The organism is Paracoccus sp. S4493 (assembly GCF_000967735.1).
Classification (GTDB): Bacteria; Pseudomonadota; Alphaproteobacteria; order Rhodobacterales; family Rhodobacteraceae; genus Paracoccus; species Paracoccus marcusii.
In genome coordinates this window covers 1-355 of sequence record NZ_JXYF01000488.1, presented here as the reverse complement: position 1 = coordinate 355, position 355 = coordinate 1, and the positions used below count along the sequence as shown (strand labels likewise).

At 68.7% G+C, this 355-nt stretch carries 2 protein-coding genes; both read left to right on the top strand.

Translation table 11 applies throughout. From position 1 onward, the window contains the following. On the top strand, positions 1–111 hold a 111-nt coding region (locus TW83_RS21020), incomplete at its 5' end, for an ABC transporter permease (RefSeq protein WP_204245808.1). Further along, positions 108–355: ATP-binding cassette domain-containing protein (locus TW83_RS18660; protein ID WP_045984287.1), on the top strand; the 248-nt coding region annotated here is incomplete at its 3' end. The genes TW83_RS21020 and TW83_RS18660, both read left to right, overlap by 4 nt.

Genomic DNA, 355 nt, shown 5'->3' with positions numbered 1-355 from the left:
TCGGGGCGCGGCGCGGCAGGCGTCGGACGGGCCACGACCAATGCGGTCGTCGCCGCCGCCGTCGGCATCCTGGCTGCGAACTTTGCGCTGACCGGGCTGTTCTTCGAATGATTCGGACCTGCGGCCTTAGCAAATCCTTTGGCGCCAAGCGGGTCCTCGACAGCGTCGATCTGAGCGTCGCCACGGGCGAGAGCCTGTGCGTGATCGGCCAGTCCGGCACCGGCAAGTCGGTCCTGCTGAAATGCATCCTGGGGCTGGAACGCCCCGATGCGGGGCAGGTGCTGTGGAACGGCCAGCCGCTGGACCGGGCACGCTTCATGGCGCGGTTCGGGATGCTGTTTCAGGGGGCGGCCCT